The 26,839-nt window shown below is 73.1% G+C and carries 28 protein-coding genes and 1 pseudogene; 13 read left to right on the top strand and 16 right to left on the bottom strand.

All coding sequences use genetic code 11. From position 1 onward, the window contains the following. Positions 1 to 271: 271 nt before the first annotated feature. Complete coding sequence (locus QEZ54_RS04145; protein WP_281303123.1) at positions 272 to 733, bottom strand: hypothetical protein; 462 nt, start codon at positions 731 to 733, stop codon at positions 272 to 274. Positions 734 to 784: 51 nt separating this feature from the next. On the opposite strand from QEZ54_RS04145, the gene QEZ54_RS04150 reads away from it, so the two are divergent. Next, positions 785 to 1,357, top strand: coding sequence for a hypothetical protein (locus tag QEZ54_RS04150; RefSeq protein ID WP_281303124.1), 573 nt, complete (start codon positions 785 to 787; stop codon positions 1,355 to 1,357). A gap of 384 nt (positions 1,358 to 1,741) precedes the next feature. Here QEZ54_RS04150 and QEZ54_RS04155 read toward each other — a convergent pair whose 3' ends face one another. The 3 genes from QEZ54_RS04155 to QEZ54_RS04165 form a co-directional block, all read right to left on the bottom strand. After that, positions 1,742 to 2,773, bottom strand: coding sequence for a 2-oxoacid:ferredoxin oxidoreductase subunit beta (locus QEZ54_RS04155; protein WP_281303125.1), 1,032 nt, complete (start codon positions 2,771 to 2,773; stop codon positions 1,742 to 1,744). Then, on the bottom strand, positions 2,766 to 4,580 hold the full coding sequence (locus tag QEZ54_RS04160; protein WP_281303541.1) for a 2-oxoacid:acceptor oxidoreductase subunit alpha: 1,815 nt from the start codon (positions 4,578 to 4,580) through the stop codon (positions 2,766 to 2,768). The genes QEZ54_RS04155 and QEZ54_RS04160 overlap by 8 nt, the downstream gene beginning before the upstream one ends. Positions 4,581 to 4,887: 307 nt before the next feature. Next, positions 4,888 to 6,651, bottom strand: coding sequence for a SigE family RNA polymerase sigma factor (locus tag QEZ54_RS04165; RefSeq protein WP_281303126.1), 1,764 nt, complete (start codon positions 6,649 to 6,651; stop codon positions 4,888 to 4,890). Positions 6,652 to 6,780: 129 nt separating this feature from the next. Between QEZ54_RS04165 and QEZ54_RS04170 the strand changes: the two genes are divergently transcribed. The 3 genes from QEZ54_RS04170 to QEZ54_RS04180 all read left to right on the top strand — a co-directional run bounded on the left by QEZ54_RS04170 (position 6,781) and on the right by QEZ54_RS04180 (position 8,274). Continuing rightward, on the top strand, positions 6,781 to 7,152 hold the full coding sequence (locus QEZ54_RS04170; protein ID WP_281303127.1) for an NADH-quinone oxidoreductase subunit A: 372 nt from the start codon (positions 6,781 to 6,783) through the stop codon (positions 7,150 to 7,152). 112 nt (positions 7,153 to 7,264) lie between these two features. Beyond that, positions 7,265 to 7,801 (top strand): DivIVA domain-containing protein, encoded by a 537-nt coding sequence (locus QEZ54_RS04175; protein ID WP_281303128.1) that lies wholly within the window; start codon positions 7,265 to 7,267, stop codon positions 7,799 to 7,801. Next, positions 7,798 to 8,274 carry an SRPBCC family protein gene (locus QEZ54_RS04180; RefSeq protein WP_281303129.1) on the top strand — a complete coding sequence of 159 codons (477 nt, stop codon included), beginning with the start codon at positions 7,798 to 7,800 and terminating at the stop codon, positions 8,272 to 8,274. The genes QEZ54_RS04175 and QEZ54_RS04180 overlap by 4 nt, the downstream gene beginning before the upstream one ends. On the opposite strand, the gene QEZ54_RS04185 is transcribed toward QEZ54_RS04180, so the two are convergent. Beyond that, the gene (locus QEZ54_RS04185; RefSeq protein WP_281303130.1) at positions 8,275 to 9,111 is read right to left on the bottom strand and encodes a sterol desaturase family protein; all 837 of its coding nucleotides are present in this window, start codon (positions 9,109 to 9,111) and stop codon (positions 8,275 to 8,277) included. It lies immediately after the preceding gene. Between the two features lie 42 nt (positions 9,112 to 9,153). Between QEZ54_RS04185 and QEZ54_RS04190 the strand changes: the two genes are divergently transcribed. Both QEZ54_RS04190 and QEZ54_RS04195 read left to right on the top strand, forming a co-directional pair. Beyond that, on the top strand, positions 9,154 to 9,726 hold the full coding sequence (locus QEZ54_RS04190) for a DNA-3-methyladenine glycosylase I (protein WP_281303131.1): 573 nt from the start codon (positions 9,154 to 9,156) through the stop codon (positions 9,724 to 9,726). A gap of 18 nt (positions 9,727 to 9,744) precedes the next feature. Further along, positions 9,745 to 9,939, top strand: a pseudogene (locus tag QEZ54_RS04195) (hypothetical protein); the annotation flags it as partial. 70 nt (positions 9,940 to 10,009) lie between these two features. On the opposite strand, the gene QEZ54_RS04200 reads toward QEZ54_RS04195, so the two are convergent. Both QEZ54_RS04200 and QEZ54_RS04205 read right to left on the bottom strand, forming a co-directional pair. Further along, positions 10,010 to 10,795: an enoyl-CoA hydratase-related protein gene (locus QEZ54_RS04200; RefSeq protein WP_281303132.1), complete on the bottom strand. Its 786-nt coding sequence runs from the start codon at positions 10,793 to 10,795 to the stop codon at positions 10,010 to 10,012. Continuing rightward, positions 10,795 to 11,592 carry a PaaX family transcriptional regulator C-terminal domain-containing protein gene (locus tag QEZ54_RS04205; RefSeq protein ID WP_281303133.1) on the bottom strand — a complete coding sequence of 266 codons (798 nt, stop codon included), beginning with the start codon at positions 11,590 to 11,592 and terminating at the stop codon, positions 10,795 to 10,797. The genes QEZ54_RS04200 and QEZ54_RS04205 overlap by 1 nt, the downstream gene beginning before the upstream one ends. Before the next feature lie 289 nt (positions 11,593 to 11,881). Between QEZ54_RS04205 and QEZ54_RS04210 the strand changes: the two genes are divergently transcribed. Then, positions 11,882 to 12,049, top strand: coding sequence for a DUF3117 domain-containing protein (locus tag QEZ54_RS04210; RefSeq protein WP_120317235.1), 168 nt, complete (start codon positions 11,882 to 11,884; stop codon positions 12,047 to 12,049). A 298-nt stretch (positions 12,050 to 12,347) separates the two neighbouring features. After that, positions 12,348 to 13,808, top strand: a complete 1,461-nt coding sequence (locus tag QEZ54_RS04215) for a leucyl aminopeptidase family protein (protein ID WP_281303134.1) — start codon at positions 12,348 to 12,350, stop codon at positions 13,806 to 13,808. Positions 13,809 to 13,821: 13 nt separating this feature from the next. Here QEZ54_RS04215 and QEZ54_RS04220 read toward each other — a convergent pair whose 3' ends face one another. Beyond that, complete coding sequence (locus tag QEZ54_RS04220) at positions 13,822 to 14,436, bottom strand: O-methyltransferase (RefSeq protein WP_281303135.1); 615 nt, start codon at positions 14,434 to 14,436, stop codon at positions 13,822 to 13,824. Between the two features lie 81 nt (positions 14,437 to 14,517). Here QEZ54_RS04220 and QEZ54_RS04225 point away from each other — a divergent pair, with 81 nt between their 5' ends. Together QEZ54_RS04225 and QEZ54_RS04230 are read left to right on the top strand one after the other, a co-directional pair. Then, a complete protein-coding gene (locus QEZ54_RS04225) occupies positions 14,518 to 15,792 on the top strand; it encodes a trypsin-like peptidase domain-containing protein (protein WP_281303136.1) in 1,275 nt (424 codons plus the stop codon). 64 nt (positions 15,793 to 15,856) lie between these two features. Next, positions 15,857 to 16,285: a preprotein translocase subunit TatB gene (locus QEZ54_RS04230; protein ID WP_281303137.1), complete on the top strand. Its 429-nt coding sequence runs from the start codon at positions 15,857 to 15,859 to the stop codon at positions 16,283 to 16,285. A gap of 52 nt (positions 16,286 to 16,337) precedes the next feature. Here QEZ54_RS04230 and QEZ54_RS04235 read toward each other — a convergent pair whose 3' ends face one another. The 5 genes from QEZ54_RS04235 to QEZ54_RS04255 form a co-directional block, all read right to left on the bottom strand. Then, positions 16,338 to 17,483: an Mrp/NBP35 family ATP-binding protein gene (locus QEZ54_RS04235; RefSeq protein WP_281303138.1), complete on the bottom strand. Its 1,146-nt coding sequence runs from the start codon at positions 17,481 to 17,483 to the stop codon at positions 16,338 to 16,340. A 201-nt stretch (positions 17,484 to 17,684) separates the two neighbouring features. Then, positions 17,685 to 18,197 carry a DUF1003 domain-containing protein gene (locus QEZ54_RS04240; RefSeq protein ID WP_281303139.1) on the bottom strand — a complete coding sequence of 171 codons (513 nt, stop codon included), beginning with the start codon at positions 18,195 to 18,197 and terminating at the stop codon, positions 17,685 to 17,687. A gap of 10 nt (positions 18,198 to 18,207) precedes the next feature. Further along, complete coding sequence (locus QEZ54_RS04245; RefSeq protein WP_281303140.1) at positions 18,208 to 19,458, bottom strand: CBS domain-containing protein; 1,251 nt, start codon at positions 19,456 to 19,458, stop codon at positions 18,208 to 18,210. An 86-nt stretch (positions 19,459 to 19,544) separates the two neighbouring features. Beyond that, positions 19,545 to 20,024, bottom strand: a complete 480-nt coding sequence (locus QEZ54_RS04250; RefSeq protein ID WP_281303141.1) for a hypothetical protein — start codon at positions 20,022 to 20,024, stop codon at positions 19,545 to 19,547. A gap of 110 nt (positions 20,025 to 20,134) precedes the next feature. After that, positions 20,135 to 20,860, bottom strand: coding sequence for an HAD-IA family hydrolase (locus QEZ54_RS04255; protein ID WP_281303142.1), 726 nt, complete (start codon positions 20,858 to 20,860; stop codon positions 20,135 to 20,137). Positions 20,861 to 20,957: 97 nt separating this feature from the next. Here QEZ54_RS04255 and QEZ54_RS04260 point away from each other — a divergent pair, with 97 nt between their 5' ends. Continuing rightward, positions 20,958 to 21,941, top strand: coding sequence for a DMT family transporter (locus tag QEZ54_RS04260; protein ID WP_281303143.1), 984 nt, complete (start codon positions 20,958 to 20,960; stop codon positions 21,939 to 21,941). Here the strand turns inward: QEZ54_RS04260 and QEZ54_RS04265 are convergent. Then, entirely contained in the window at positions 21,889 to 22,656 is a 768-nt protein-coding gene (locus QEZ54_RS04265; RefSeq protein WP_281303144.1) for an SDR family NAD(P)-dependent oxidoreductase, read from the bottom strand. The two genes, QEZ54_RS04260 and QEZ54_RS04265, sit on opposite strands and share 53 nt — an antisense overlap. Positions 22,657 to 22,743: 87 nt before the next feature. Between QEZ54_RS04265 and QEZ54_RS04270 the strand changes: the two genes are divergently transcribed. Then, positions 22,744 to 23,394, top strand: coding sequence for a DUF4190 domain-containing protein (locus tag QEZ54_RS04270; RefSeq protein WP_281303145.1), 651 nt, complete (start codon positions 22,744 to 22,746; stop codon positions 23,392 to 23,394). Between the two features lie 80 nt (positions 23,395 to 23,474). Further along, on the top strand, positions 23,475 to 24,644 hold the full coding sequence (locus tag QEZ54_RS04275) for a methyltransferase (RefSeq protein ID WP_281303146.1): 1,170 nt from the start codon (positions 23,475 to 23,477) through the stop codon (positions 24,642 to 24,644). Between the two features lie 98 nt (positions 24,645 to 24,742). Here QEZ54_RS04275 and QEZ54_RS04280 read toward each other — a convergent pair whose 3' ends face one another. Further along, positions 24,743 to 25,819, bottom strand: a complete 1,077-nt coding sequence (locus QEZ54_RS04280) for a hypothetical protein (protein ID WP_281303147.1) — start codon at positions 25,817 to 25,819, stop codon at positions 24,743 to 24,745. A gap of 53 nt (positions 25,820 to 25,872) precedes the next feature. Then, positions 25,873 to 26,808: a biliverdin-producing heme oxygenase gene (locus QEZ54_RS04285; protein WP_281303148.1), complete on the bottom strand. Its 936-nt coding sequence runs from the start codon at positions 26,806 to 26,808 to the stop codon at positions 25,873 to 25,875. Positions 26,809 to 26,839 lie beyond the last annotated feature (31 nt).

Genomic DNA, 26,839 nt, shown 5'->3' on the forward strand with positions numbered 1-26,839 from the left:
CCCGTCCGGCCGCCGCGCCCCCCGTTGTTCGCGCGGTGCCGTTAGGATCCCCTCGCCGGTGCGAACCCGTGCCGCACTCACGTTGCCGGGAGCCGAGCCGATGTCCCACTCCGACCGTGACTTCGACCCCTGGGGCGACCGGCGTGACCGGCGCGATCAGGACCCCTCCCGCCAGGAGCGGCAGCCGTCCGACCCGCCGCCGAACGGCTATCCACAGCCCGGGGGTTATCCACAGCAGGGCGGCCATCCGCAGGCGGGTTATCCACAGCAATCAGGCGATTACCCACAGCAACGCGGTGGATATCCCCAGGGCGGCCCCGCGCAGGGCTACGGCCAGCAGCCGCAGTACGGCCAGCAGCCCGGCTACGGCCAGCCCGGTTATCCACAGCCTGGCCAGGCCCAGCCCGGCTACGGCCAGCAGCAGCCCGGCTACGGCGGCCAGCAGGCCTATGGCCAGCAGCAACAAGCCTATGGCCAGCAGGAGCCCGGCTACGGCCAGCAGCAGCCCGGCTACGGCCAGCCGGGTCACCCGCAGCAGGGTTACCAGCAGCAGGGCTACGGCCAGCAGGACGGCTACGGCCAGCAGGGCGGTTATCCACAGCAGGGTTACCAGCAGCAGGGCTACGGCCAGCAGGCGCACCCGCAGCCGGCCTACGCTCCCGCCCCGCGGCAGGAGGACGACTACCCCGGCTGGGGCGACGTCGCGCCGCAGCCCGAACGCGGCCGCCGCCATCCGATCATCGAGAAGCGCCGGAAGAAGTCCCGCAAGGGCCTGTGGATAACCATGGTGGTCTTCCTGGTGCTGTGCGGCGGCGGCGCGGCCGGCGGATACTGGATCTTCAACAAGGCCAAGGACACGGTCGAGGACGTCGCCGACAAGGTCAACGACGCCGACCGGATCTCGGTGGTCGAGCCGAAGACGCTGGGCGGGCGGGCCAGGAGCACCGACCCGGGGCTGGCCAAGACGGTCAACGAGCTGAAGTCCGGCATGGCCGCCGACCTGCCCGGCGCGACCTCGTCGGTGGCGGCGTACTACGGCTCGGCGGAGAAGAAGAACCTGACCATGGCGTTCGCGGTGTCGGTGCTGAACCCCGCGCCGCAGGCCGCGCTGGACGCGTTCACCTCGGCGGCGACCTCCCAGCTCGGCAAGGTCACGTTCGAGAAGGTGGAGCCGGGCCCGCTGGGCGGGCTGGCCCAGTGCGGCCAGGGCGCGGTCAGCGGGGTGCCGGTCGCGATCTGCGTGTGGGCGGACAACGGCAGCGTGGGCATGATCATGTACTTCGCGCAGAACTTCGCCTCGATCAAGACCAAGTTCGCCGCCGAGCGCGGCGAGGTCGAGAAGAAGGCCACCGCCTGATCCAGGCGCGGCGTCTCGGCTGGGCGGCCGGGTCCCGCGCCCGCCGCCCGGCCATGATCGCCTTCTCCGGTCGAAAAGCGCGCCCCTCGCGCACTTTTCGACCGGCGAGAGTGATCAAGGCTGCCGCTGCGCAACAAGGTCGACGTCTGTGGTCAGTCGGCGGCGCGGGAGTCGGCGCCGGCGCCGGTCCGCGCGCTGAGGCGACCGCACACCGCGATCTTCACGCGCTGATCCATCGAAGATCGCTGTCGCCGGTCGAGATGTCGCGTGAGAGCGCGGCTTGTGACCTCAAGCGCCGATCATCGCGCGGCGCTGGCGCGGGAGGCGGCTGAAACGCGGCTGCCCCGACCGGGGATCCGATCGGGGCAGCCGCGAGGCGCGGAACTACAGGATGGTCCAGGTGTCGCCGGAGTTGAGCAGGGCGGCCAGGTCCTGCTCGGGCTCGCCCGCCTTGGCCTTCGCCGCGTCGAGCTGGTTGCGCACCAGCTCGTCGTAGGACGGGCGGCGCACCGAGCGGAACACGCCCACCGGGGTGTGCCGCAGGTCCGGCCCGGCCAGCCGGGACAGCGCGAACGCGTACGCCGGGTCCTCGGCGTGGGCGTCGTGCACCAGCACGTCGGCCGGGTCGGTGGCGGCGGCCTCGCCGACGGCCAGCCCGAAGCTGCCCGCCGGGTGGGTGACCACGTGCGACCCGTCGGCCCCGAACGTGAGCGGCTGCCCGTGCTCCAGCCGGATCAGGTAGTCGTCGCGGGTCTCCGGCTCCTTGAGCACGTCGAAGGCGCCGTCGTTGAAGATGTTGCAGTTCTGGTAGATCTCGACGAACGCCGAGCCCTGGTGGTCGGCGGCCTGCCGCAGCACCGACTGCAGGTGCTTGCGGTCGGAGTCGATGGTCCGGGCCACGAACGAGGCCTCGGCGCCCAGCGCCAGCGAGATCGGGTTGAACGGCGCGTCCGAGGAGCCGGACGGCGTCGACTTGGTGATCTTGCCAAGCTCGCTGGTCGGCGAGTACTGCCCCTTGGTCAGGCCGTAGATCTTGTTGTTGAACAGCAGGATCTTCAGGTTGACGTTGCGGCGCAGCGCGTGGATCAGGTGGTTGCCGCCGATGGACAGCGCGTCGCCGTCACCGGTCACCACCCACACCGTCAGGTCCGGCCGCGACACCGACAGGCCGGTCGCGATCGCCGGGGCGCGCCCGTGGATCGAGTGCATGCCGTAGGTGTTCAGGTAGTACGGGAAGCGCGAGGAGCAGCCGATGCCCGAGACGAACACGGTCCGCTCGCGCGGGATGCCCAGCTCCGGCAGGAAGCTCTGCATCGCGGCCAGGATCGCGTAGTCACCGCAGCCCGGGCACCAGCGCACCTCCTGGTCGGACTTGAAGTCCTTCATGGTCAGCTGGACCGGCACCGCGTTAGACATTCTTGATCACTTCCTCGAGCATGGTCTCCAGCTGGGTGGAGGTGAAGGGAAGCCCGCGGACCTGGTTGTAGCCGACCACGTCGATCAGGAAGCGCGCCCGGATCACCTGCGCCAGCTGGCCCAGGTTCATCTCCGGGATGACCACCTTGTCGTACGCGGCGAGCACCTCGCCCAGGTTCTTCGGCAGCGGATTGAGGTGCCGCAGGTGCGCCTGCGCGACGTTGATCCCGCGCTGGCGCAGGGCCCGCGCCGCCGCGCCGATCGGCCCGTACGTCGAGCCCCAGCCCAGGACCAGCACCTTCGCCTCGCCGGAGGGGTCCTCGACGGCCACGTCCGGCACGTCGATCGCCTCGATGCGGGCGGCCCGGGTGCGCACCATGAAGTCGTGGTTGGCCGGGTCGTACGAGATGTCGCCGGTCTTGTCGGCCTTTTCCAGACCGCCGATCCGGTGCTCCAGCCCCGGCGTGCCCGGCACCGCCCACGGCCGCGCCATGGTCTGCGGGTCGCGCAGGTACGGGTAGAACTTGCCGTCCTCGCCGTTGGGCCCGGTGGCGAACTCCACCCGCAGGTCGGGCAGGTCGCTGATCTCCGGCAGCAGCCACGGCTCGGAGCCGTTGGCCACGTAGCCGTCCGACAGCAGGATGACCGGGGTGCGGTAGGTCAGCGCGATCCGGCACGCCTCGATCGCGGCGTGGAAGCAGTCGGTCGGCGACTGCGCGGCGACCACGGCCACCGGCGCCTCGCCGTGCCGGCCGAACAGGGCCATGCTCAGGTCGGCCTGCTCGGTCTTGGTCGGCAGGCCCGTCGACGGGCCGGCCCGCTGCACATCCACGACGACCAGCGGCAGCTCCAGCGCCACGGCCAGCGAGATGGTCTCGCTCTTGAGCGCCACGCCCGGACCGCTGGTCGAGGTGATGCCCAGCGAGCCGCCGTACGAGGCGCCCAGCGCCACGCCGACCGCCGCGATCTCGTCCTCGGCCTGGACCGTGGTCACGCCGAACTTCTTGTGCTTGCTCAGCTCATGCAGGATGTCGCTGGCCGGGGTGATCGGGTACGCGCCCAGCACGATCGGCAGCTGCGCCCGCACGCCCGCGGCCACCAGGCCCAGCGCCAGCGCGGTGTTGCCGGTGATGTTGCGGTAGTTGCCGGGGGCCATCTGCGCGGGCGGCACCTCGTACCGCACCGCGAAGCCCTCGGTGGTCTCGCCGAAGTTCCAGCCGGCGGCGAACGCGGCCTTGTTCGCGGCGACCAGCTCGGGCCGGGCGGCGAACTTCTTCTCCAGGAACGCCATCGTCGACTCGTGCGGGCGCGAGTACAGCCAGCTCAGCAGGCCGAGGGCGAACATGTTCTTGGCGCGCTCGGCGTCCTTCTTGCTCACCGGGTGCTCGGCCAGCGCCCCGACGGTCATGCTGGTCAGACCCACCTTGTGCACCTGCCAGCCGGCCAGCGAGTCGTCCTCCAGCGGGTTGCTGTCGTAGCCGACCTTCTGCAGGTTGCGCTTGGTGAACTCGTCGGTGTTGGCGATGATCGTGCCGCCCTTGGGCAGGTCGGCGATGTTCGCCTTCAGCGCCGCCGGGTTCATCGCGACCAGTACGTTCGGCGCGTCACCCGGGGTCAGGATGTCGTAATCGGCGAACGCGACCTGGAAGCTGGACACGCCCGGCAGGGTGCCGGCAGGTGCCCGGATCTCGGCCGGGAAGTTCGGCAGCGTCGAGATGTCGTTGCCGAGCTGTGCCGTCTCCGAGGTGAACCTGTCACCGGTGAGCTGCATGCCGTCGCCGGAGTCACCCGCGAACCGGATCACCACCCGGTCGAGCTGGTGAACCTCCTTGGCGGGGTGCCCGTGCTCGTTGGGGTCCGGGTGCTCGCTGAGCTGCCCGGCGCCCTCACGTTGTTCGGCCACTGGACGCGACCTCCTGCTGGGGTGGTGTGCTGTTACGTCTCGATTAAGGTCAGCCTACGTCGGCGGTAGGGAATCGCGGTGACAAGGGTGCCCAGCCCAAACTGGCGATGAACGTGATAAAGGCGACACGGCACCGGGTGCCGAGTCGCCCAGATCACTCGCTCGTCCCAAAAGCTGACACAAACGAAGAACGTCGGGGACGGGTACGGGCTCAGTCCGAGCGCGCGAACGCCAGTCCGGTCCACGTATACGTCACCGGATCGATCTCGGCCCCCAGCGGCGCGGCCGCCACGGTGAGCCGCCCGTCCGGCGCCACCGACCAGCCCCCGACCGCGTCCTGCGGCCCGAGCGGCACGGTGGCCAGCGCCCGCCAGCCGTCCGGGGCCAGGTCGAACACCACGAGGTTGGCCGAGGGCTGCACGTCGAAGGTGGCCGACGGGGTGTCGTCGATCGCGCATTCGACCAGCAGCAGCAGGTACGGGTGCCCGGCCGGATCGAGCCAGGCGATCATCGGTCCGTTCGACGGGGCGCCGGTCCGCACCAGCCATTCGCGGTCGCCCTCGTCGGCGATGCCCTCGGCGTTGAACCGAGGCCGCAGCGTCCCCGTCTTCGGGGGCAGGCTGTTGCAGCGCAGCCGGTCGGCGACCGGGGTCAGGTCCAGCCAGCGCCCCGGGCCGCTCGGCAGCACCGGCGGGTACGCCGCGGACACGTCCACCGGGGCGAACGCGGTGCCGGTCCAGCGGAACCCGTACGCCATGCCGGGCCGGTAGTCCCGCGGCCCGGTCTGCCACGGGTGCATCTCGGCGTAGAGCACGCCGTCGGCGACCCAGAAACCGGGGTAGACGGCGCCGCGCTCGCCGGTCCAGCCCAGGGCGCGCAGCCCGCCGCCCGGGGTGCGGGTCACCACCAGCAGTTGGCCCTGCGCGTCCCCGCTGTCCTCGGCGGTGCGCAGGCAGGTGGCGTGGAGCACCGCCTCCGCCTGACCGTCGCCGGTCAGATCCCCGTACGCCTCCCGCGTGGCGTCGAGCGTGACCTTCGGGTAGCCGCCGCCGCCGACCGCCGTGCCGCTGTCGGAGCGGCGGAACGTCACCGTGCCCGACGGGCAGCCCGGCCAGGCGGGCAGCGCGACGGTCGCCGTCGCGAAGTCGACCTTGGTGATCGGGTCGTCGGCGGCAGGGCTCGGCACCGGGGCCGGGCTGGGGCCGGGCACCACCGGCCCGCTCGCGACGGGGCCCGGGGTGGCGACGGTCGGGCTCGGGCTCTCGGCCGGGGGGACCGGGGCGCCGTCGAACGGCCGTACCCACTGGAAACCGACCAGGACCAGCACGGCCAGCACCGCCGCCGCGGCCCCGGCCAGCGCGGTCCGGCGCGCCCGGCGGCGGGTGTCGCCGCGCCGGCGCACCGCCTCGGGCGCGACCGCGGCCGCGCGCGAGGGGTCGGCCAGCTGCACGGCCAGCTCCGCGCGGCCCCGCGACAGCCAGGACTTGACCGTGCCGACCGGCACGCCCATCTCCCGGGCCACGTCGCTCACCGGCAGGTCGACCAGGTGGTGCAGCACGATCGCCTGCCGCTGGTCGGCGGGCAGCCCGCGCAGCGCGGCCACCAGCGCGACGTGCTCGGGGTCGGGCGGGGCGGCCGTGTCGGGGCGCTGGCGCACCAGGTGCGCCGCGGCCACCTTCAGGTGCCGCCAGCGGGAGTGGGCCAGGTTCGCCGTCACCCGGTAGACCCAGGCGGCCGGGTTGTCGTAGCGCGCCAGCTCGGCCCAGCGCTGCCAGGCCCGGCAGTACGCCTCCTGGGCCAGGTCGTGCGCCTCGGCGCGGTCGGCGGTCAGCGCGTACGCCGCGGCCACCGTCCCGGCGTAGTGCGCCTGGTAGAACGCGTCGAAGTCGGCGGCGGACGCCTCGGCCCGACGCGTCGGCGCCGACGCGAGGTCAGCGGCGGGGACGCCGCCCGGCGGGGTGACGGACATGGTCATGCAGGGTCACACACCTTGCCCCCGCGTCCGGTTGCACGAGTCCCAACTGTTACCCGCGATCGGCTGCGGGGCCGGTCGCCGCGCCCGCGGAGGCGGGCGCCGTGAGCGCCGGGGCGCTAGGCTGCGTGCGTGGACGGTTACCTCGGCCCGTACGCCACGGTGGGGCTGCTGCTGCTGGTCGGCGTGCTCATCATCGGCGGGGCGTTCACCGCCAACCGGCTGCTGCGCCCGTCGCGGCCCAACGCCGCCGACGGCAAGTTCGACACGTACGAGTGCGGCCTGGACCCCGTCGAGGGCGGCTGGGCGCAGGTGCACATCCGCTACTACATCTACGCGTACCTGTACGTCCTGTTCGCGGTCGAGGCGGTGTTCCTGTTCCCGTGGGCGGTGGTCTACCTGGCGGGCGGCGCCAAGGTGATCGCCGAGATGGCAGTCTTCGTCGCGGTGCTCGCGCTCGGGCTGCTCTACGCCTGGCGCAAGCAGGCTCTGCGCTGGCTCTGAGCCGTCACCGTGGGACAGCCGCCCGGGGTCGTCCCACAGGGTGGGCGGATCGGCCCGGACAGGTCGCATGGCAGGGTCGCGCTGAAGCGCCACACGTGCCACGATCGTGGGCATGGGCAACCTGCTGCTTCTGATCGTCGTCGCGCTCACCGTGGGCGCCGTGGTGTTCGGGGTGATGACGCTGGTCACCGGGGGTGACCCGGGACTGACGCCGGCCGAACCCGACGAGCGCGCCACGCCGTTGCCCGCCGACCGTCCGCTCGTCGAGGGCGATGTCTCCTCGGCGACCTTCGACGTCGGCTGGCGTGGATACCGGATGGCCCAGGTCGACCAGACCCTGCGTCGCCTGGCCTACGACATCGGCTACAAGAGCGAGCTGATCCAGGTGCTCGAGGCCGAGGTCACCGCGCTGCGCGAGGGCCGCGTCGAGGACGCCGACACGCTCGCCCGGGCCCGCGCCAGCGCGCTGGGCCAGGCCACGCCGCCGTCCGACACCGCGCTGCCCGCCGCCGAGGCGGAGACCGAGCCCGAGACCGACGAGGCGGACACCGCCCAGCCGGTCGAGGCCGAGCACGACACCGACACCGACGGCGATGCGGCCGCCGAGACCGCCACCGAGGCGGCCACCGGCGAGCCGGTCCGGCGGTGACGGGGGCCGACCCGGCCGCACCCGGCTCCGGCGAGGTGACGGCGACCATCATCGTCGCCGCCCCGGCCGAGCGGGTGTATGCCGCGTTCACGGCCTGGGAGCGGCAGGGCGACTGGATCCCGCTGACCAAGGTCCGGGTGATCGAGGGCGACGGCGGCGAGGGCAGCCTGATCGAGGCGGTGACCGCCGCCGGTCCGGCGACCCTGCGCGACGAGATGCGCGTGGTGAAGCTCGACCCGCCGTACGAGGTGCGCGTCGTCCACTGCGGCAAGGTGCTGCGCGGGCCCGGCGTCATGCGCTGCACCCCGATGGCCGGGGACCGGACGCAGGTCGTCTGGCACGAGTGGTTCCACCTGCCCGGCGGGGTCGCCGGCCGGGTGGCGTGGCCGCTGCTGTGGCCCGGCTCCAAGGTCAGCCTCAAGCACTCCCTGAAGCGCTTCGCCCGCCTGGTCGAGACCGGCCGCCTCCCCTGATCAGGCCTCCGGCGACCAGCCGGGGCCGCGCAGGAGGGTGGCGGGCCAGTGGCGCAGGGGGCGGGTGCGCAGGTCGCGGAGGATCGCGGCGTACTCGTGGTAGGCCACGCGGAGCGGGTTGTGGGTCTGGATGTTCGTGGTCAGGCCGTAGATCGGGCGCTCGGTCTCGGGGGCGAAGCTGCCGAACATCCGGTCCCAGATGATCAGCATGCCCGCGAAGTTGCGGTCCAGGTAGCCGCCCTGCGAGGCGTGGTGCACCCGGTGGTGCGACGGCGTGTTGAAGAGGAACTCGTACGGCCGCCACATCTTGTCGATGCGCTCGGTGTGGATCCAGAACTGGTACACCAGGTTGATGCCGCCGCAGAATGCGGTGATCTTGGGGTCGACGCCCGCGGCCGCCAGCGGCAGGTAGAACAGGAAGCCGGTGAAGCCGGTCCAGCTCTGCCGCAGCGCGGTGGACAGGTTGAACGTCTGCGACGAGTGGTGCACCACGTGCGAGGCCCACAGCACGCGGATCATGTGGTGCCCGCGGTGCGACCAGTAGTAGCAGAAGTCCTGCGCGATCAGGAACAGCGGCAGCGCCCACCAGTGGAACTCGATGCGCAGCGGGGTCAGCAGGAAGACCGCGCTGGTCGCCAGGCCGGTGCCCAGGCCCCACAGCACGTCCCAGCCCAGACTCCCCAGGCCCATGCTCAGGCTGGTCGCGGTGTCCTTCCCGCCGTAACCGACCTCGTCCTCATCGGGATGGAACCAGTAGGACACCCGTTCGAGGACCATGAGCAGAATGAACATCGGGACCGAGTAGAGCACCACGGACGGGAAGTGCGGCAGTTCCATGGGTTCCGAAGAGTATTCGCGTACGGCTGAGGGGGCAATAGGGTGAGCGTGGTTGTCGGTGCGGACGGGCTGGCGCGATGTGCCTGGTCGGGCAGCGCCCCGGAGTACAACGCGTACCACGACGACGAGTGGGGGCGGCCGCTGCGCGGCGACGACGCCATGTTCGAGCGGCTGAGCCTGGAGGCGTTCCAGTCCGGGCTGAGCTGGATCACCATCCTGCGCAAGCGCCCGGCGTTCCGGGCGGCGTTCGCCGGGTTCCACATCGCGTCGGTGGCCGCGTTCGGGCCCGCCGACGAGCAACGGCTGCTGGCCGACCCGGGGATCGTGCGCAACCGGCTGAAGATCGAGGCGACGCTGCACAACGCGCGGGTGGCGCTGGAGCTGGAGGGCGGGCTGAGCGCGCTGCTGTGGTCGTACGCCCCGGATCCGGCCGCCCGGCCGCGCCCGACCGGCCTGGGCGACGTGCCCGCGACCTCGCCGGAGTCGGTGGCGCTGGCCAAGGGGCTGAAGAAGCGGGGGCTGCGCTTCGTCGGCCCGACCACCGCGTACGCGCTGATGCAGGCCACCGGCATGGTCGACGACCACGTCGCGGGCTGCCACCGGGCCGCCCTGTGATGGGATGAGCCGGTGGAGAAAGAGTGGCTGGTGAGCGTGTCCCTGCCGATCGAGGCGGCCACACCCGCCGAGGCGGTGGCCCAGTTCTGGCGGTACGTGGTGGAGCTCGGCCCCGCCGAACTGCCCGCCTTCGTGTCCCCGTCCGGCGACGAACTCGCCATGACCGCCTACGTCGCCGACGGCCCCGCCCCCCTGGACCCCGAAGACGACTAAGCCAAGCCTCCGGCGGTTGGGAAGGGTCCCTTCTTCTACGTAAAGCGATAAGAAGGGACCCTTCCTTACCTCAGTTGCCCGCGAAGAGCGGGGGGCGCTTCGCGACGAAGGCGTTGGTGGCCTCGCGGTGGTCGGCGGTGCCGCCCGCGGCGGTCTGGGCGGCCAACTCGACCGCCAGGGCCTCGGCCAGGGTGCCGGTGGCGCCCTCGAACAGCTCGCGCTTGATCTGGGCGTACGCCACGGTCGGGCCTGCGGCCAGGCGGGCGGCGAGCTCCTGGGCGGCGGGCAGCACCTCGTCGTCGGAGTCGAGCAGGCGGGTCAGCAGGCCGAGGCGGTGCGCCTCGTCGCTCCTGACCGGCTCGGCCAGCAGCAGCAGCTCGGTGGCCTTGGCGTGGCCGATCAGGCGCGGCAGCGTCCACGACACCGCCGTGTCCGCGGCCAGCCCCACCCGCGCGAACGCCATCAGGTACGAGGTCGACGGCCCGCCGATGCGGAAGTCGGCCAGGAAGGCCAGGCCCGCGCCCGCGCCCGCGGCGGCGCCGCGTACCGCCGCCACCACCGGCACCGGCAGCGCGGCCAGCGCGGCGACCATCGGGTTGTAGTGCTCGGAGACGGTGTCCAGCGGCGCCTTGGTCTCCAGGGCCGCCAGGTGCTCGCGCAGGTCCTGGCCGACGCAGAAGGCCCGCCCCGCACCGGCCAGCACCACGGCGCGGCAGGCGCGGTCGGCGGCGAGTTCCAGGAAGGTGTCGCGCAGGGCCACCTTCAGCGCCACGTCCAGCGAGTTCAGCGAGTCGGGGCGGTTCATCGTCACCGTGGCGACCCCGTCGGTGCGGTCTACCAGCAGCGGTGCGGACATCAGTTCTCCCTCAGGCAGTGGTCTACGAAACGGTCGGCGGCGGGCCGCAGGCGGGCTGCGTGCCGGTCGAAGAAGGCGGCCGCCGCGGTGCCGGGCCAGTCCGGCGGGAGCACGGAGGCGGGCAGCTGGGGGTCGCGGAACAGGAACGCGCGCCAGGCGTGGACCAGGGCGCAGCGGGCGGCGTACGCGGTGCGGTCGTCGGTGAGCCTGGTCACGGACCCGACGATAGGGGCCAACTGGGCGACGAACCCGGCGTACGCGGCGCCGACGGCGGAGATGTTCCAGGCGCGGGCGATCATCGCGGCGGCGTCGCCACCGGTGTACGCGGCGGAGAACCGGTCGAACCGTACGCCCGCGTCGAGCAGCAGCTGGTCCGCCTCGCCCGCGGGCCGGGCGGCGATCCACACCGCGGCATCGAGGCGGCCGTACCCGAGGAAGGCGAGGTCGGCGGCGAGGCGGTCGCGTTCGGCGCGCCCCAGCGCGGCCGGATCGGGTGGCGCGACGACGATCAGGTCGAAGCGGCCGTCCCAGCCGCCGCGACCGGTGCGGTAGATCCGGGTGGCGGCCTCGTCGAGGCGGCGCATGGCGCGGGGGGTGAGTTGGTACCCGGCGCCCGAGGGCAGGCGCACGGGCGCGAGCCAGCCCTGTCGCACCATCCGGGACACGGCGGTACGGACGGCGGGCGCGGCTATGCCGAGCGGCCCGAGCAGCCGGATCAGGGCCGCGATCGGCGCCCGGCCGCCGCGTTGTCGCAGGTGATCACCGTAGAGGTCGAAGAGTGCCGAACGGGCCTGCATGAGGGGTGATTGTGACAGATGTGAAGTGTGGTGGCGAGATGATGTCACAACGTGACCGGCCCGGTTTGGGCTTCGCGTGGTCCATCAGGGAAAATCATTGGTCGGCACCCACGCACGGCTCACCCAACCGTGTCGGGTGCCGGACAGCGTACGACGGCGCGGAGCCGCGGCGGGCAGCCTTCGGGCAGGTCCGTCGGGCGAAACCGCCGACGTGGCAAGGCGGGGAGGCCCGCCGAAGTCTTGCATTCCAACCCGGGTGCAGGTCTGGCAAGTCTGAGGGGAGACACACATGGCGGCGATGAAGCCGCGGACGGGCGACGGTCCGCTGGAGGTCACCAAAGAGGGCCGGGGAATCGTCATGCGCGTGCCGCTGGAGGGCGGCGGGCGGCTTGTGGTGGAGATGACACCAGACGAGGCCACTGCCCTGGGCGAGGCGCTCAAGCTCGCCGTCGGCTGACGAGTCCGACACAAGCAAGGCACACCCCCGCCCGGGTTCGCCGCCATGCGGACGGCGCCCTCGGTCGGCCCATCCCTCCATGGACTGTGCTTCGGGTGCCGCGCGCGAGCGCGGCACCTCGCGCTTTCCGGGCCGGCGGCCCGGAGGACGTACGAGCGGCCCGCGCGACCCGGGCTGCGGTGCAGGCGGCGCCGCAGCTCAGGACGCAGCGGTCGCGTTCCACCTCGGCCGCGGCCGGTGGCCGGGTGGAACGCGGTAGGGTCAGGCGGGCTGGTACCTGGTGGCGGAGGGGCAGAGCATGATCACGATTCGACTCGGTGGCACTCGTCCGGAATCGGCCCAGGGCTGTGTGGCGGTCCCGGTGCCGGCGGCGCAGGGCGACGCACCGGTCGCGATCGACTCCGGTCTGCTCCCCGACGACATCGCCGCCGAGGCGGCGGCGTACCTGGCCGAGACCGAGCACAAGGGCTCGGCCGGCTCGGTGCAGTCGCTGCCCAGGCCGCTGCGGCAGCCCGCGAGGCTGCTGCTGGTCGGGGTCGGCGCGGGTGACGAGGCCGGTTGGCGGACCGCCGGTGCGGCACTGGCCCGGGCCGCCGCCCGCGAGGCGCGGCTCACCGTCCTCGCCCCGGCGGACCTCGACGCGGCCGCCCTGCGCGGGCTGGCCGAAGGGCTGTGGCTGGCGTCGTACCGGTTCTCGATGACCGAGCCGAAGGCCGACGCCGTGCCGAAGCTGGCCGAGGTCGTCGTGGCGGTCGAGGACTCGCAGGAGCGGGAGACGGCGCTGGCCGCCGCCCGCACCGTGGCTGACCTGACCCGGTTCGCCCGCGACCTCACCAACACCCCGTCCCAGCTGAAGACCCCCGCCTGGTTCGTCGAGCAGGTGCTCGCCCGCACCGGCGACGACGTCACCGCCCGGGTGCGCGAGCAGGACCAGCTCGCCGCCGAGGGCTTCGGCGGCATCCTCGCCGTCGGCGGCGGCTCCGCCCAGCCCCCGCGCCTGCTCGAGCTGAGCTGGGCGCCCGAGGGCGCCACCCGGCACGTGGTGCTGGTCGGCAAGGGCATCACCTTCGACACCGGCGGCATCGACATCAAGCCGACCGAGGCCATGCAGCTGATGCGCAAGGACATGGGCGCCGCGGCGACCGTCTGCGCCACCGTGCTGGCCGCCGCCGAACTCGACCTGCCGGTGCGGATCACCGCCCTGGCCCCGCTCGCCGAGAACATGGTCTCCGGCAGCTCGTGGCGCTCCGGCGACGTGGTCACCCACTACGGCGGCCTCACCTCCGAGGTGCACAGCACCGACGCCGAGGGGCGGGTCGTGCTCGCCGACGCGATGGCGTACGCGGTCGCGCACCTGCAGCCCGACCTGCTGCTCGACCTGGCCACCCTGACCGGCGCCTCCCGGGTCGCCCTGGGCAAGAAGACCGCCGCGGTGTTCAGCGACAACGAGGAGCTGCTCGCCGGGGTCGGCGCCGCCGCCGCGCAGGCGGGCGAGCTGGTATGGCGGATGCCGCTGGCCGACGAGTACGTCAAGGACGTCGCCGCCGAGATCGCCGACCTCAACAACGCGGCCGGCAACCCCGGCGCCATCACCGCCGCCCTCTACCTGCGCGAGTTCGCCGGGCCGCTGCGCGACCGCTGGCTGCACGTGGACATGTCCGCCCCGGCCTGGAGCGGCGGCAACGACGCCGAGCTGGTCAAGGGCGCCACCGGCTGGGGCGTGCGTACCCTGGTGCGCTGGCTGTCCGCGCTGAACTGAAGCGCGGGACAGCCTAGACCCGCACCGCCGCGAGCAGGCCCTCGCCGACCGGCAGGACGGCGGGCTGCCAGCGCTCGTCGTCGCGGATCGCCAGGGCCACCTCCCGCACGGTGAAGACGTCGCGGCCGGTGGTCAGCACGCCGTGCAGCACCACCAGGCCGCCGGGCCGCAGCAGCCGCAGCGCCTCGTGCACGCAGGAGGCGTACTCGGTCGGCTCGGCGTCGACGAATACGAGGTCGTACGCGCCGTCGGCGAGCCGTGGCAGCACCTCCAGCGCCCGCCCGGTGATCACCCGGGTCCGCGACGCGGGGAAGCCCGCCTCGACGAACAGCCGCCGGGCCATGCGCTGGTGGTCGGGCTCCGACTCGATCGTGGTGAGCACGCCGTCGGGGCGCATGCCGCGCAGCAGCCACAGCCCGCTGACCCCGGTCCCGGTGCCGATCTCCACCACGGCCCGCGCCCCGCTCGCCCCGGCCAGCATCCGCAGCGCCGCCCCCACCGCGGGCGAGACCGGCTGCAGCCCCACCTCGACCGCCAGGCCGCGGGCCGTCTGCGTGATCAGGTCTTCGGGGACGAACGAGCCCGGAAAGTCCGCAGCCGGTCCAGGTTGACGCAGTGACGTCGTCATGTACGCACCTTCCGCGAACAGTGATTTTTCACGTTGGAACCGTGCCATTCTGGAGCCGGGAACGGGACGGGGGGTCTGCCAGTGACCGAGGGCTGGGTATATCGCCGACCGGACGACGAGGAGCGGGCGGCGGCGCACAGCACGCCGCCGGCGGCCGCACCGGCGTCGCATTGGTGGTCCGACGCGCTCAACGACCCGTGGCGTGATCCGCACTCTCCGGCGACGGTGTCACCGGCCGCGCAGCGGCCGCACCAGCCCTCGCCCGAGCCGCTGGCCGAGCCCGACCATACCCGACGTCGTACGTTGTGGACAGTCGCCGGAGCGGCGGTCCTCGCGGGGGTGCTCGCCGGGGTGCTGGGCGGTGCGCTGGGCGTACGGTTCAGCGACGACCCGGTCACCGTACGCTCCGTGCTGGGCGCCCCCAGCACCTCCGCCGTGCAGCGCGCCCCCGACTCGCTGGCCGCCGTCGCCCGGATGGTGCTGCCCAGCGTGGTCACGGTCCGGGTGCCCGTCGACGGCAGCGTCTCCCTCGGCTCCGGCTTCGTCGTCAGCTCCACCGGGTACGTCGTCACGAACGACCACGTCGTCTCCGGCGGCTCCGGCGTCGCCACCGTGGTCTTCGACGACGGCAGCACGTCGCCCGCCAAGCTCGTCGGCGCCGACCCCGAGTCCGACGTCGCGGTGCTGCAGATCCAGGGCAAGCACGAGGTGACCCCGGCCGCGCTGGGCGACTCCGACTCGGTCGCGGTCGGCGACGCGGTGGTCGCGGTCGGCTCTCCGCTGGCCTTGCGCGGCACCGTCACCGCCGGCATCGTCAGCGCGCTCGACCGGCCCATCGCCACGGCCGCCGAGGACGGCACCACCCGCTACTACGCGGCCATCCAGACCGACGCCGCGGTCAACCACGGCAACTCGGGCGGCCCGCTCGTCGACGCCGCCGGGCAGGTGGTCGGGATCAACGCCGTGATCAAGTCGATGGCGGGCAGCGAGGAGTCGGCGGGCAACATCGGCCTGGCCTTCGCCATCCCGATCAACCACGCCCGGCGGGTCGCCGACGAGATCATCGCCGAAGGCCGGGCGCACCGCACCGTGATCGGCGCAGAGATCGGCGACGCGTCCCGCGGTCCGGGCGGCGGGGTGAAGCTGGGGCAGGTGGTGGCGCTGGGACCGGCGGCCGAGGCGGGGATGCGCAGCGGCGACGTCGTGGTCGCCTACGGCGGCCACCTGATCGGCGAACCGACGGACCTGGTCGCACTTGTGCGGAAAACTGCACCGGGTGACGTGGTCAAAGTGACGTACAAACGGGGGTCTACCAGGCACGATACGTCGGTGACCCTCGTCGCTGACGCCGACTGAGGGGTGGCCTGGTCGGCCGGGACGCACGTACCCTTGCCGATGCGGACACAGTCGGGAGGCAGCGGTGCTAGAGAACCTGAACAGCTGGGAGTTCATCGGGCTGCTCCTGCTCGCCCTGCTGATCTTCGGCGAGAAGCTGCCCAAGGTGATCCAGGACGGCCTGCGCATGCTGCGCAACCTGCGCTCCATGGCCACCAACGCCACCGGCGACCTCAGCCGTGAACTGGGCACCGACATCCGCATCGAGGACCTGAACCCCAAGGCGTTCGTGCGCAAGCACCTGCTCAGCGAGGAGGACGAGGCCGCCCTGCGCAACCCGCTCACCGGCCTCTACAGCGACCTGCGCAAGGAGGTCGACGGCGTCGCCAAGTCCGCGCAGGAGACCCGCAGCTCCCTCACCGCGATGACCACGGCCACCCCGTCGGCCCCGGTAGCCACTACCGCCGCCGCCACTCCCGCTCCCCGCACCCACAACTTCGACGACGCCACGTAGACGGCGCCCGCCTCCGCGGGTAAGGCCGCGGCCTGAGGTCACTTCCCTGGCGTCACTTACGGGCCGGGGAGAGGCCGAGGGACTTGCCCAGGAGGGAGTCGCGGCGGACGGCGAGGCGGTCGGCGACCGCGTTCAGGGCCTTGCCCGCGGGCGAGTCGGGGCGGCTGAGCACCACGGGCGTGCCGTCGTCGCCGGCCTCGCGTACGCCGGTGTCCAGCGGGATCTGGCCCAGCAGCGGCACCTGCGCGCCGGTGAGGCGGGTCAGCGAGTCGGCGACGGTCTGCCCGCCGCCGGAGCCGAACACGTCCAGCACGGTGCCGTCGGGCAGGGTCAGCCCGGACATGTTCTCGATGACGCCGACGAGGCGCTGGTGCGTCTGCAGCGAGATGGCGCCCGCGCGCTCGGCGACCTCGGCCGCGGCGGCCTGCGGGGTGGTGACGACGAGGATCTCGGCGGTGGGCAGCAGCTGGGCCAGCGAGATGGCGATGTCGCCGGTGCCGGGCGGCAGGTCGAGCAGCAGGACGTCGAGGTCGCCCCAGTACACGTCGGCGAGGAACTGCTGCAGGGCGCGGTGCAGCATCGGCCCGCGCCAGACGACGGCGGCGTTGCCGCTGGTGAACATACCGATGGAGATGACCTTCACGCCGTGGGACTGCGGCGGCATGATCATGTCTTCGACCTGGGTGGGGCGGCCCTCGACGCCGAGCATGCGCGGGACGGAGTGGCCGTAGATGTCGGCGTCGACGACGCCGACGGAGAGGCCGCGCGCGGCCAGCGCGGCGGCCAGGTTGACGGTGACGCTGGACTTGCCGACGCCGCCCTTGCCGGAGGCGACCGCGTACACACGGGTGCGGCTGCCGGGCTGCGCGAACGGGATCACCGGCTCGGCGGCCGCGCCGCCCCGCAGGCGCTTCTGCAGGTCCTGGCGCTGGTCGGAGCTCATCACGCCGAAGTCGATCTCGACGGCGGTGATGCCGGGGACCGTGGTGGCGGCGGCGGTGATGTCGGTGCGCAGGGTGTCCTTGAGCGGGCAGCCCGCGACGGTGAGCAGGATGCGGACGTGCGCCGTGCCGGAGTCGACCTTGACCGACTCCACCATCCCGAGCTCGGTGATGGGACGGCGGATCTCCGGGTCGTTCACGGAGGCGAGGGCCGTGAGGACGGCCTGCTCGTCGGTGTTCACAGCTGCGGCGGACATGGGCCCATGCTACCCGCGGGATTGATCATCACCGGCTCTCCGGTGGGCGCGGTGGCATGCGCAACATTCCGGGGTACGGGATGAGCTTCAGCGTGAGCGATTCTCGGCTACGGGTCGAGCGGAGGCGCCTGCCGTGGCAGGATCGGTGGAGTCGGCCGCGCGCCATGCCCCTTGCGGCGTGCGGCCTTTCCCGTGTCCGCCTCAGGCCTGCCGGTTGCCGCGCTGTTCGAGCTGGTAGCGGCGTTGCGCGGCATCGTCGAGCTCCTCGGCGAGCTTGCTCAGCTCGGAGCGGATGTAGTCGCGGGTCGCGACCTCGTTGAGGGCCATCCGCAGCGAGGCGATCTCCCGGGCGAGGAACTCGGTGTCGGCTTTCTGCGCGGTGGCGCGGCGGCGGTCCTCGTCCAGGGTCAACCGGTCCCGGTCGGCCTGCCGGTTCTGCGCGAGCAGGATCAGCGGCGCCGCGTACGACGCCTGCGTGCTGAAGAACAGGTTGAGCAGGATGAACGGGTACGGGTCCCACCGCATCCCGAACACGCCGATCAGGTTCAGCAGGATCCACACGATCACGAAGATCGTCATGTAGACGATGAACTTGGCCGTACCCATGAAGCGGGCGAACTTCTCGGCGAAGTCGCCGAACGCCTCCGGATCGAGCTTCGGCAGCCGTACCCCGCTGGCGTCGCGCGGCTGGTCCAGCCGCCCCCGGTCGCTCACCGCGGGCCGCTCATGACGCGGTCCGCCTGGTCTCGTGCCGCTCCCGCCAGTCGCGCGGCAGCAGGTGGTCCAGCACGTCGTCCACGGTCACCGCGCCGACCAGCCGGTCGGCCGCGTCCACCACCGCGATCGCCACCAGGTTGTACGTCGCCATCCGCCGGGTGATCTCGGCCAGCGGCAGGTCGGGCGGCAGCGGCGTGATGTCGCGCTCCAGCACCCCGCCGAGCAGGTCGCCGGGCGGCTCGCGCAGCAGCCGCTGGAAGTGCACCGTGCCCAGGTAGCGGCCGGTGGGCGTGTCGATCGGCGCCCGGCATACGAACACCTGCGAGGCCAGCGCCGGGGACAGGTGCTTCTCGCGGATGCGGGCCAGCCCGTCGGCGACGGTGGCGTCCGGGGTGAGGATCACCGGTTCGCTGGTCATCAGCGCGCCGGCGGTGTTCGGCCGGTAGTGCATCAGGGCCCGGACCGGGGCGGACTCCTCCGGCTCCATCAGGTCCAGCAGGAGCTGCCGCTCGACCGGCGGGAGTTCGGCGAGCAGGTCGGCGGCGTCGTCGGCGTCCATCTCCTCGAGCACGTCGGCGGCGCGCTCGCGGTCCAGCCGGGCCAGGATGTCGACCTGGTCGTGCTCGGGCAGCTCCTCCAGCACGTCGGCGAGGCGCTCGTCGTCCAGGGCGGCGGCGACGGCGTGGCGGCGCTGGTCCGGCAGGTCCTGCAGGGCGCTGGCCAGGTCGGCCGGGCGCAGCTTCTCCAGCACCGTGAGCAGTGAGGCGGTGCCCTGGATCGCCGACGGCTCGATCAGGCCGGCCAGCTCCTCCCACTCGAACTGGTGCAGCTGCCCGCGCCGCCCGAGGCGGCTGCTGACGTCGCGTACCGCGACCCGGCCGAGCTGCCACTGCCCGGCCCGGTCGGACTCCATCGCCACGTCGACCACCATGGCCGTGGTGCCGCCGGGGGTGGTCACCCGCCGGTCCAGCAGGTCGGCCAGGACCAGCAGCTCGGTGGTGCCCTTGGCGAACCGGCGCAGGTTGATCTGGCCCGAGCTGAGCACGACGCTGTCGGTGTCGATGCTGGTCACCCGGCCGATGGGCAGGAAGATCTGGCGCCGCATCGGCATCTCGGCGACGATCCCGACCACCTGCGGCGGGTTGGTGCTGCGCACCCGCACGACCACGTCGCGGACCCGGCCCACCTGGTCGCCGTTCGGGTCGAAGACGGCGAGGCCGGCGAGCCGGGCGACGAAGACCCTGGTCACCGTGGCCATATTGGCATGTTATGCGTATTTCTCACATGGTTTACGGCGTTTCGGGCAGCCGCGCGGGCGGGCAGCCGGGCGGCTGCCCGGTGGGCTCAGCGGCGCCTAACCCGGTGCAGCCGGAACGGCTTGCGGGTCGCGTTGGCGGCCGGGGTGGGCCGCGGCTCCGCCCGCTCCGAGCCGTCACCGCGCGCGGCGGGTTCGCCCGCCGGAGCCAGGCTGAGCAGCACGCACTCCTGCGCCCACCGGGCCGCCAGGGCCTCGGCTGTGCCGGGGGCGTTGAGCCGCTTGCCCGCCAGCGTGACGGCGATCGACGCCCAGCGCTCGTCCTCGGGCGTGATCCGCTCGACCGCCGCCGGGTAGGCGACCACCGCGCCGCCGTGGTCACCGCGCAGCGTCACGGTGGCCGCCGCCGCCTCGGCCAGGCCGGGCGCGGACTGCTCACCGGGGCCGAGGACCACGTGCAGGCGGCCGTCCTGGGGCAGGCACCACAGGGCGTACGCGGGACCGTCGCCCACCGCCACCCACGCGATGGCCGCCTTCTTCCCCGCCTCTTCCACCAACGGATGGCTCATCCGCCCATTCTCACCCACCAACCCCGCCCCGGCTTGCGCGAGTTGCCGGGCGATCGAGCGTATCTTGAGCCCGTGCACGCCCGATTGCCCGGCAACTTGAGTGATCTTGTTCAGGGGGCGGGGGACAGGGCCGACAGGGCGAGGGCGGTGGCCTCGGGCAGGGTGGGCGCCGACGGGCCGGTGAAGGCGTCGTCGGTGACGAAGACCAGGTGGTCGAACAGGTCGGGGGCGGACAGCTTCACCGCCGGGATGCCCAGCGCCTGCGCGCCGGTGAGCTCCCGGGAACCGCCGTCGCCGACGAAGGCGCAGTCCCGCGGTTCGACGCCGAGCCGCGCGCACGCGGCCAGGTACATCTCCGGCCGCGGTTTGCAGTGTCCGACGTGCACCGAGTAGACCTTCGCGTCGATCAGGTGGGTGATCGGCAGGCCGCGCATGATCTCGGGCAGCTCCCAGGCGCAGTCGCTCACCACCGCGAGCCGGATGCCCTGCCGCCGCAGCCGCCACAGCGTGGCGAACGCCTCCGGCCGCAGCCGGGTGTCGGCCCGTACCGCCATCAGGCGGGCGGCCTGCGCGGCCCGCAGCCGGGAGGCGCTGGGCGCGACGCCGAGCTCGCCCGCGATCCAGCGCAGGGTCTCCAGCGCGTCGCCGTAGGCACCGCGGCAGCGGGCGTAGAACGAGCTGTCGAGCACCGCCCGGTACTCCTCCGGTTGGACGCCCAGCAGGCGGGGCGCCAGGTCGTGTGCCGGGCCGCGGGTGCAGGCGGTGGTCAGCGTGCCGTAGAAGTCGAGCAGCAGCGCGCGGGGGGAAACAGGATAAACCGATTGGTATGGATCCATTCGGTTGAGAGTAATCATACGGTCACGTGAATGACATAGGATGATCGCCCACAGTGCTCACAAGATCGCACAGAGTGGTATGGAAAGATCGGGCGACGTGCGCCCCAGGCTCGACCCACTCACCATCGCCGCCGTCACGGTCGCGATCATCGCCGTCTCCTCCTCCGGCGCGCTCATCGCGTACGCCGCCGCGCCCGCCCTGGCCATCGCCTTCTGGCGCAACGCCCTGGCCGTCGGCGTGCTCGCCCCGGTGGCGGTGGCGCGCCGCCGCGACGAACTGCGCGGTCTGCGGGCCAAGGGCGCGCTGCGCTGGTGCCTGCTGGCCGGGGTCGCGCTCGCGGTCCACTTCGCCACCTGGGTGCCCGCCCCGAAGCTGACCACCGTCGCCACGGCGACCGCGCTGGTCGCGACCCAGCCCGTCTGGGCCGGGCTGATCGCGGTCGGGCAGGGCCGCCGCCTCGGCCGGCTCACCTGGCTGGGCATCGCGACCGCGGTCGTCGGCGCGGCGGTCACCGCGGGCGTCGACTTCACCAGCGGCGGGCACACCGCACTGCTCGGCGACGTGCTCGCGGTGGCGGGCGGCCTGATGGCCGCCGTCTACACGTCACTGGGCGAGAAGGCCCGGTCGCAGACCAGCACGACGACGTACACCACCGTCTGCTACTCCGTCTGCGCGGCGCTGCTGCTCGCGGTGTGCCTGATCTTCGGGGTGCAGCTCTCGGGGTACACCGGCTCGACCTGGCTGGCGCTGCTGGCGCTCACCGCCGGGGCGCAGCTGCTGGGGCACTCGCTGCTCAACTACGCACTGCACAAGATCTCGGCGACGACGATCAGCGTGCTGGTGCTGCTCGAGGTTCCCGGCGCGGCGCTGCTGGGCTGGGCCTGGCTGGGGCAGACCCCCCGCCCGGCGGCCTGGCCCGGCATCCTGCTGCTGGTCTCGGGGGTGGCCGTGGTGGTGCTGGGCGCCCGCCGCGCCCCGGTCCCGCCCACCCCGGACCCCCTCGACCTCGACCTCGACACGGAGCCGGTCACCCCTGCCGGACGCTCTGACCGCCGTCCACCACGAGCATCTGACCGGTGATGTAGCCCGCCGCGGGCGAGCACAGGAACGCGATCGTCGCGGCCACCTCGTCGGGGGTGCCGGGGCGGCCCATCGGCGTCTCGTACCCCTGCTTGAGCTCCACCAGGGTCGACGCCGAGGTGTGGATGGTGCCGGGGGCGACCGCGTTGACGGTGATGCCGTCGGCGACCAGCTCCATCGCCAGCGCCCGGGTCAGCCCCAGCACGCCCGCCTTGGCCGCCGCGTACCCCGCCTCGGCGGGCAGGGCGTTGACCGGCCCCGCGGTCGCGGACAGGTTCACGATGCGGCCCCAGCCGCGCTCTGACATGCCGCCCAGGAAGGCCCGGCTGGACAGGAACGCGGTGGTGAGGTTGCGGTCGATCTCGGCCCGCCACTCCTCGAAGGTCAGCTGCGCCACCGGCCGGATCACCTCGGGCATGGCCCGGCTGGTCAGACCGGCGTTGTTGACCAGGATGTCGACGTCGCCGAGCTGCTCGGTGACGGCGTCGGCCAGCGCGCCCACCTCCTCCTCCAGGGTGAGGTCGGCGACGAAGCCCAGCACGCCCAGCTCGCCCGCGCGCTCGTGGATGCGCCGGGTGGTGGAGACCACCGCGACCTTCGCACCGAGCGCGGCGAGCTGGCGAGCGGTGGCGAAGCCGATGCCGTGCGGGCTGCCCGCGCCGGTTACCAGGGCGATCCGGCCGTCCAGCCGGAAGGGATCCATCCGCTCGTTCATGGTTCGATCCTGCCGGTTTGTCCGGGCTGACGCTAGTAGGCAAGACCGCTTACTCTGACGGGACCCTTCTCGACCTGGAGTTCCGCGATGAGCGACCCGACCGCGCCCCCGCCGCCCCATCATGAGCCCGGCGCCGCGCCGGTGTTCCCCGAGCCCGCGCCGCTCACCTTCGGCGACCCGGCCGGTTCGTTCGGCACCCCCGCGGCCGAGCCGCCCGCCGCCCCGGCCGCGGCCGACGGTGCGGCCCAGGTCGCGCCCGCCAACCCGTACGGCGCGTGGGCCGGCGCCGAGCCGAGCACCGCGCAGCAGGGTCCCGCGACCGTGATCGGCCAGGTCCAGCCCGGCCAGTACCCGCAGGGCTACGCCCACCCCGGCTACCCGGGCTACCCGGCCGCCTACCCCTACGGCTACGCGTACGTGCCGTCGCGCGGCACCAACGGCATGGCCGTCGGCGCCATGGTGACCGCGATCGTGGGCGCGGTCACCTTCTGCTGGCTCTACGGCATCCCCGGACTGATCCTCGGGCCGATCGGCGCGATCCTGGGCCACGTCGCCCGCAGGCGCATCCGCACCACCGGCGAGGAGGGGGACGGCATGGCGCTGGCGGGCGTCATCATCGGCTGGATCGTCACCGGCCTCTCGCTGCTGCTGCTCATCGTCATCGCGGTCTTCTTCTTCTGGCTCTCGCAGCAGTCGTCGACCTACGACTCGGAGAACGGGACGTTCACGATGTTCTGACCGGCGTCGGCGGGGCGGGCGACGTGGCCGACGCCACGCCCGCCCGCACCCCCGCCCGCCCATCAGCCATGCTTGACGGTATGGCGACTCCACCGTCCGACACCCTCGCGCAGGGCCTGGCCGAAGTACGCGCGCTGCTGCTCGGACCGGACCTGGTCCGGGCCACGGCCAGCGGCGCCCGCAAGGGGCAGACTCCGGCGGTGCTGCGGGCCACGCTGCGCCCGGTGACGCTGAAGGCGGGGGACCGGCTGCAGCTGGTCACCGAGGACGGCCAGCGGCCCACCACGGTGAACCTGGCGCCCGGCGCCGAGGCGGCCGCGCGCGTCGACGAGCTGCTGGCCGAGCCGTTCGGCGGCTGGGTGGTGGAGACGGCGCACGGCTCGCTGCGTCTGCAGGCCACCAGGAAGGGTGCGGTGCTGCACCGGGGCGCCGCCGTCGCGGCACCGGCCGACACCGGGCACGACCGGGCCAAGGAGCACCTGCTCGACCCCGGCGACCCGCTGTACGACGTGATCGGCGGCGACGCCGCCAAGCGCCGCCAGGTCGACGCGTTCCTGCGCGCGCTCGCCGCCACCCTGCCCGACCCGGCGCAGCTGCCCCGCCCGCTGCGCGTGGTCGACCTCGGCTGCGGCAACGCGTACCTGACCTTCGCGGCGTACCGCTACCTGTCCGGCCAGGGCGTCGACGTCCGGCTCACCGGCGTGGACATCCGGCCCGACCAGCGCGAGCGCAATACGGCGCTGGCGCGGCGGCTCGGCTGGGACGACCACGTCACGTTCGTGGCGGGCAGCATCGCCGACGCGCCGGTCGAGTCGGCCGACGTGGTGCTGGCGCTGCACGCCTGCGACACCGCCACCGACGACGCGCTGGCGCGGGCGATCAGCTGGGACGCCCGGTGGATCCTGGCCGCGCCGTGCTGCCACAAGGACATCTCCCGGCAGCTGCGCAGGCGGCCGCCGGAGGGGGCGTACGCGATGCTGACCGAGCACGGGATCCTGCGGGAGCGCTTCGCCGACGTGCTGACCGACACGGTGCGGGCGGCGCTGCTGCGCCGGCACGGGTACGCGGTGGAGGTGGTGGAGTTCATCGACTCGGCGCACACCCCGCGCAACGCGATGATCCGCGCCCGCCGCACCGGTGCCGCCACGCCCGCCGACCCGGAACTGGACACCCTCCTCGCCCAGTGGCACATCCACCCCCACCTGGCCGAACTGCTCACCGACCCGGCGGCCCCGCAGCCCGCGCCTTAGCATCGACGCTGGCCTATCCAGAGGACGGATTTCCGAGATTCGTCCTCTGGATAGGCCAGCGTCAATAGAAGGCGGGTGGTGGTCGGGGCCGGTCCCCGTCAGGAAAGGCTTGAGGTGTCCGCGGCCGCGACCGGTGGCCCGGTGACCGATCCGCCGCGCGGTGACAGGGCCGAGGCGAGTGCGATCGCGGTATCGGCCAGCAGCGTGTCGGGCCGCATCGGCTCCCCGGCCAGCTCCGACACCAGTGCCGCGAAGCCGGGCAGCGCGAACCCGTCCTCCTCGCCGATCGCGGGCGCGATCTTCGCCAGCGACGCCCGGGTACGCCCCCACGCCTCCAGCAGCTCCCGCCGCGACGGCACCCCGAACCCGTGCCCGACCGGCGCGCTGTGCCGCAGTTTCACCACCGCCGACCCGTTCAGCGCCTCCGCCAGCCGGCAGCCGTACGTGACCACCTCGGCCTGGTGCGCGCTGAGGCGGCTGTACACGGCGCAGCGGCGGTGGCAGCCGACGGCGCAGACCGACAGCGCGTGCGCGGTGTTCGAGTGCTGGCGGTCCAGGTAGGCCCGCCAGCCGGCCGCGTTCTCGTGCGCCACCAGCAGCGACCGGCGCGCGGCGGACTTCTCCGGCTTGGTGTGCGGGCACTCGCGGTCGTCGAAGTCGCCCCAGGCGCTGCCGTCGCTGCCGACGGAGGCGGGCATGCGCGCCGGATCTGCCGCGTGCCCGAGCACCCGCTCCCAGGCCAGCAGCGCCGCGTACTCGCTGGCGATGTGGACCCCGGCGACCACGGCGTTGGTCTCGCCGCGGTGGAAGCGGGCCGCGATGACCTCCAGCAGCAGCCGGTACGCCGGGCGCATGCTGCCCAGGGCGCCCCGGTGCGGCTCGCGGGGCGCCTGCGGCATCCGGCAGGCCAGGGCGCGCTCGCGCAGCGGCTCCGGCACGGAGTCGCCGTCGACGCTGTCCGCGACGGCGTGCTCGGTGTTGGCGTCGGCGGCCGGGTTGCTCTCGCCGAAGTCCTCGGCGTCGAGGTCGAGCAGCCGCTGGCCGAAGGCGCAGAGCTGCTGCACCCGGGCTACATCGAGGGTGGTCAGCGCGCCGCCGGTCGAGGCCAGCGCGGCGACCTCGGCGAAGGCGTACCGCCCGGCCAGCGCGACGAGTACCTCGTGAGCCGTCTCCACCTGCCCAGTCTTCCACGGACAGGCACGCCGGGCGGGTCAGCGACCACCGCCGGTCAGCGCGCGGGCACGCCCAGGATCTGGCACGCCTCGCGGTAGAGCCGCGTGACCTCGACACGTACCTGCGCGCGCTCGGTGAGCCGCGCGGCGAACGGGACGCGTACCGGCGTGTCGACCCCGTCGACGACGGCGCGGAACTCGATGCCGGCGGCGTCCATACCGGACATGGCGGCCGACGAGGTCCGCGGCCGGGTCGGCTCGGGCAGGGCGGCGCGGCAGATGAGCAGCGAGTCGTCGGCGTGGTCGTCGTTCATGTGCCGCATGATCTGGGCGATGACCTCGGGCGGGAACGGGTTGGGGTGGGCCCGGCCCAGGTCGGCGAGGACGTCGGTGTTGAGCTGGTAGGCCAGCTTCACCTCCGCGACGACCGACTCCTGTGCCGCCTCGTCCCAGGGGGCGGCGTCCAGGGCGGCGCGGTAGCCGTTCTTGAACGCGTCGAGGTCGCCGAGGTCGAAGGCGTAGAAGCGCAGGCCGTCGCCGCCGAGGGTGAGGTCGTACGCGCGGGCCAGGGCGCGGGCGAGGTACTGCCCGCCGGACAGGTCGCCCAGGTAGCGGTTGTAGTGGTGGGCGACGTACGCGCCGGGGTCGGTGAAAGCGGCCTCGCGCAGGCGGGCGACGTACGCGGCGGCGGCGGGCACGGGGCTGAGCGCGTCGCGCCAGTCGGCGCCGAGCAGGAACTCCAGGTCGGCGGCGAGCGCGGGCAGGCGGGTGAGCCCTTCGTGGTGGAACACCCCGGCGATCGGGTCGCCCTGCCAGGAGCGGGCGGCCTCCTCCAGCACCTCGTAGATCAGGTGGTACTGCGCGGTGAGGGCCGCGTGGGCGGCCACCGTGAGGCGGCCCCGGGTGAGGTCGTCGAGGAAGGTCGTCTGCTCGGCCGCCTTGTGGTCGGTCCAGGTGGCGGCGCGCAGCCGGGCGGAGAAGGGCTCACTCATGCCGAGCACCGTACGGGAATTAGGTAACCCT

It is taken from the genome of Catellatospora sp. KI3, assembly GCF_029948125.1.
Lineage (GTDB): Bacteria > Actinomycetota > Actinomycetes > Mycobacteriales > Micromonosporaceae > Catellatospora.

What these genes read in the sequence shown, in the direction of transcription:
- QEZ54_RS04270 (WP_281303145.1), top strand. Translation starts at nt 22,744, where the DNA reads ATGAGCGACCCGACCGCGCCCCCGCCGCCCCATCATGAGCCCGGCGCC.
- QEZ54_RS04265 (WP_281303144.1), bottom strand. Translation starts at nt 22,656, where the DNA reads ATGAACGAGCGGATGGATCCCTTCCGGCTGGACGGCCGGATCGCCCTG.
- QEZ54_RS04210 (WP_120317235.1), top strand. Translation starts at nt 11,882, where the DNA reads ATGGCGGCGATGAAGCCGCGGACGGGCGACGGTCCGCTGGAGGTCACC.
- QEZ54_RS04255 (WP_281303142.1), bottom strand. Translation starts at nt 20,860, where the DNA reads ATGGATCCATACCAATCGGTTTATCCTGTTTCCCCCCGCGCGCTGCTG.
- QEZ54_RS04200 (WP_281303132.1), bottom strand. Translation starts at nt 10,795, where the DNA reads ATGTCCGCACCGCTGCTGGTAGACCGCACCGACGGGGTCGCCACGGTG.
- QEZ54_RS04250 (WP_281303141.1), bottom strand. Translation starts at nt 20,024, where the DNA reads ATGAGCCATCCGTTGGTGGAAGAGGCGGGGAAGAAGGCGGCCATCGCG.
- QEZ54_RS04175 (WP_281303128.1), top strand. Translation starts at nt 7,265, where the DNA reads ATGGGCAACCTGCTGCTTCTGATCGTCGTCGCGCTCACCGTGGGCGCC.
- QEZ54_RS04150 (WP_281303124.1), top strand. Translation starts at nt 785, where the DNA reads ATGGTGGTCTTCCTGGTGCTGTGCGGCGGCGGCGCGGCCGGCGGATAC.
- QEZ54_RS04245 (WP_281303140.1), bottom strand. Translation starts at nt 19,458, where the DNA reads ATGGCCACGGTGACCAGGGTCTTCGTCGCCCGGCTCGCCGGCCTCGCC.
- QEZ54_RS04220 (WP_281303135.1), bottom strand. Translation starts at nt 14,436, where the DNA reads ATGACGACGTCACTGCGTCAACCTGGACCGGCTGCGGACTTTCCGGGC.
- QEZ54_RS04185 (WP_281303130.1), bottom strand. Translation starts at nt 9,111, where the DNA reads ATGGAACTGCCGCACTTCCCGTCCGTGGTGCTCTACTCGGTCCCGATG.
- QEZ54_RS04165 (WP_281303126.1), bottom strand. Translation starts at nt 6,651, where the DNA reads ATGACCATGTCCGTCACCCCGCCGGGCGGCGTCCCCGCCGCTGACCTC.
- QEZ54_RS04145 (WP_281303123.1), bottom strand. Translation starts at nt 733, where the DNA reads ATGGCGGCGGCCGCGTTCGGGCTGCGGCGCGACGTCGCCCCAGCCGGG.
- QEZ54_RS04235 (WP_281303138.1), bottom strand. Translation starts at nt 17,483, where the DNA reads ATGTCCGCCGCAGCTGTGAACACCGACGAGCAGGCCGTCCTCACGGCC.
- QEZ54_RS04285 (WP_281303148.1), bottom strand. Translation starts at nt 26,808, where the DNA reads ATGAGTGAGCCCTTCTCCGCCCGGCTGCGCGCCGCCACCTGGACCGAC.
- QEZ54_RS04215 (WP_281303134.1), top strand. Translation starts at nt 12,348, where the DNA reads ATGATCACGATTCGACTCGGTGGCACTCGTCCGGAATCGGCCCAGGGC.
- QEZ54_RS04275 (WP_281303146.1), top strand. Translation starts at nt 23,475, where the DNA reads ATGGCGACTCCACCGTCCGACACCCTCGCGCAGGGCCTGGCCGAAGTA.
- QEZ54_RS04155 (WP_281303125.1), bottom strand. Translation starts at nt 2,773, where the DNA reads ATGTCTAACGCGGTGCCGGTCCAGCTGACCATGAAGGACTTCAAGTCC.
- QEZ54_RS04205 (WP_281303133.1), bottom strand. Translation starts at nt 11,592, where the DNA reads ATGCAGGCCCGTTCGGCACTCTTCGACCTCTACGGTGATCACCTGCGA.